General features: G+C 66.6%; 3 protein-coding genes. 2 read left to right on the forward strand and 1 reads right to left on the reverse strand.

What is annotated here, in order from left to right; translation table 11 throughout:
• Nucleotides 1-1,341: glucose-6-phosphate isomerase (gene pgi / locus HC022_RS23075; protein WP_167453959.1), on the forward strand; the 1,341-nt coding region annotated here is incomplete at its 5' end.
• 134 nt (nucleotides 1,342-1,475) lie between these two features.
• Nucleotides 1,476-2,249: a PRC-barrel domain-containing protein gene (locus HC022_RS23080; protein WP_254885249.1), complete on the forward strand. Its 774-nt coding sequence runs from the start codon at nucleotides 1,476-1,478 to the stop codon at nucleotides 2,247-2,249.
• An 88-nt stretch (nucleotides 2,250-2,337) separates the two neighbouring features.
• On the opposite strand, the gene HC022_RS23085 is transcribed toward HC022_RS23080, so the two are convergent.
• A complete protein-coding gene (locus tag HC022_RS23085; protein ID WP_167453961.1) occupies nucleotides 2,338-2,766 on the reverse strand; it encodes a cupin domain-containing protein in 429 nt (142 codons plus the stop codon).
• Between the last annotated feature and the right edge of the window lie 117 nt (nucleotides 2,767-2,883).

The following is a 2,883-nucleotide window of genomic DNA, read 5'->3' on the forward strand; positions in this document are numbered from 1 at the left end:
GGCCGCGCCGTGCTGCATACCGCGCTGCGCAACCTCGCGGGCACCCCGGTCGAGGTCGACGGCAAGGACGTGATGCCCGAGGTGCTCGACACGCTCGCGCGGATGGAGGCGCTGGCCTCCGAGATCCGCGGCTCCGGCATCACCGACGTGGTCAACATCGGCATCGGCGGCTCGGACCTCGGGCCCAAGATGGGCACGCTGGCGCTGGCACCCTACCATGACGGGCCGCGCTGCCATTTCGTCTCGAACGTCGACGGCGCCGTCATCGCCGACACGCTGAAGCGATGCCCGGCCGCAACGACGCTCTTCATCCTCGCCTCCAAGACCTTCACCACCATCGAGACCATGACCAACGCGCGGACCGCGTGGGACTGGCTCGAAGGGCAGGGCGTGGCGACCGATGGCAAGTTCGTGGCGCTGTCCTCGAACCACGAGAAGGCGGCGGATTGGGGCATCCCCGCCGAGCGCGTCTTCGGCTTCGAGGATTGGGTCGGCGGGCGCTATTCGATGTGGGGACCGATCGGGTTGTCGATGATGATCGCCATCGGTCCCGACGATTTCCGCGCCTTCCTCGAGGGCGGGGCGGCGATGGACGCGCATTTCCGCGAGGCACCGCTGGCCGGGAACATGCCGGTAATGCTGGCGCTCGTCGGCATGTGGCACAACCAGGTGCTGGGCCACGCCACCCGCGCGGTGCTGCCCTACGACAACCGGCTCTCGCGCCTCCCGGCCTATCTCCAGCAGCTCGAGATGGAGAGCAACGGCAAAGGCGTCGGCATGGACGGCGCCGATCTCGACTGCAACTCCGGGCCGGTGGTCTGGGGCGAGCCGGGCACCAATGGCCAGCACGCCTTTTACCAGCTCATCCACCAGGGCACCCGCGTGGTGCCCTGCGAGTTCATGGTCGCGGCCCGCGGTCACGAGCCCGCGCTGAAGCACCACCACGCTTTGCTCGTCGCCAACTGCCTCGCGCAGTCCGAGGCGCTGATGCGGGGCCGGTCGCTAGACGAGGCCCGCGGCAAGGTGGCGGGCACTTTCGAGGGCGACGAGCTGGAACGGCAGGCGCGGCACCGGGTGTTCCCGGGCAACCGGCCATCGACCACGCTGGTCTACCCGCTGCTCGATCCCCGTACGCTGGGCCGGATCGTGGCGCTTTATGAGCACCGTGTCTTCGTCGAGGGCGTGATCCTCAACATCAACTCCTACGACCAGTGGGGCGTGGAGCTTGGCAAGGAGCTGGCGACCGCGCTCGGGCCGATGGTGACAGGCGAGCAGGACCCGGGCGACAAGGACGGCTCGACGCAGGCACTGCTCACATTCCTTCACAGGAATGCGAGCTAAGGTTCCGTCAAAAACTTGTTACCAGTGGCAGGTGGCCCGGGTGGAACGGCCCGGGCTTCCGTGTGTTGTGAGGGCAGACGTCGCAACATCGTGACGACAATGTACGGAGGAAAGACAATATGAAACGCCTTACCATGACCGTTGCCGCCATCGCCCTCACCGCAGGTGGCGCCGTCTCCGCTCAGACCGCCGACGAAACCGTGAAGCCCAAGGATGAGGCCGCGCAGGTCGAGACGAACGCTGAACAGAACATGGAAGCCGCCGAGAACAACCTCGAGCAGGCTGGCGAAAACATGGAGCAGGCCGCCGAGAACACCGGCGACGCCATCGAGAACGGCGCCAAGAAAGCCGGCGACGCCATGGAAAACGCAGCGAACGATGCCGGTCAAGCCATCGACAACGCCGCCGACAAGGTTGACGGTGCTATGGAGACCGCCGAGGCCAAAGGCGAGCGGTCGCTCGAGGAAGTCTTCGCCAACGACCCCGACGGCCTGATCCGCACCCGCGACATCACCGGGGGCGCCATCTACGCCGTCAACGACGAACTGCCGGCGACCGAAGAAGCCGAAGGCACCGACATGACCGCAGCCGAGCCGGCAGCGACCGATCCGGCGGCCGCTGACGCCGGCACCGAGATGGCCGCCACGAATGACGGCGGCATGGTGATCCAGGACAACTGGGAGAACATCGGTTCGATCGAGGACATCATCCTCAACGCCGACGGTTCCTTTGAAGGCATCGTGGCCGAGGTTGGCGGCTTCCTCGACATCGGCGACAAGCACGTCCATCTCTCGCTGAGCGACGTCTCGCTGACGCCGATCGACGACGGCAAGTACGTCGTGGTGACCAACTACACCAAGGAACAGCTGATGGAGATGCCCGACATCGACGAATCGCCGGTGAACTAAGGCACCTCTCGCAGGTCTATCCCGAGGGTCGGAGCTTCGCGCTCCGGCCCTTTTTTCGTCGTGAGATCAGAACGTTACGGGACGATTCTCAGGGAATGTCGAAGCCGGGCTCGGCAAGGGTGAAACCCTCGAAGCGGAAGCCGGGGCTCACGGTGCAACTCACCAGCGTCCAGTCGCCGGTGCTGCGCGCTGCCTGCCAATGGCCCACGGGCACGATACGCTGGGGCCGGGCGCCGCTGGCGAGGTCGGAACCCAGCATCAGGTCCTCGCGCGGGCCCTCGTCCGTCGCGGCATGCGATAGCACCAGCGGCGCGCCCGCGTGCCAGAGCCAGATCTCCGCCGCATCGACCTTGTGCCAGTGGCTGTTCTCGCCGGCCTTGAGCAGGAAGTAGATGCAGGTGCCCACCGGCCTCTCGCCCTCGGGCGCATCGGCCACCCAGGTCTGCCGGAAATGCCCGCCCTCGGGATGGGGTGAGAGCTCGAGCAGGGTGATGATCTCGTCGGCGGTCAGGGTCATGCGGGCTCCGTGCGATGCTCGGTGTCTTGGTTAACCAATTCCCCCGAGGCTCGGCCCGTGGGACCCGTCCCGAGGAAGCGGCGGCGTGTCCCCGAGTGTGAGGCAAAGCAGAGCGGG

Source organism: Salipiger sp. HF18, assembly GCF_011806505.1.
GTDB lineage: Bacteria > Pseudomonadota > Alphaproteobacteria > Rhodobacterales > Rhodobacteraceae > Salipiger > Salipiger thiooxidans.

Bases quoted from the DNA above. Each gene is read 5' to 3' on its own strand.
- HC022_RS23080 (WP_254885249.1), top strand. From the start codon at position 1,476: ATGACCGTTGCCGCCATCGCCCTCACCGCAGGTGGCGCCGTCTCCGCT.
- HC022_RS23085 (WP_167453961.1), bottom strand. From the start codon at position 2,766: ATGACCCTGACCGCCGACGAGATCATCACCCTGCTCGAGCTCTCACCC.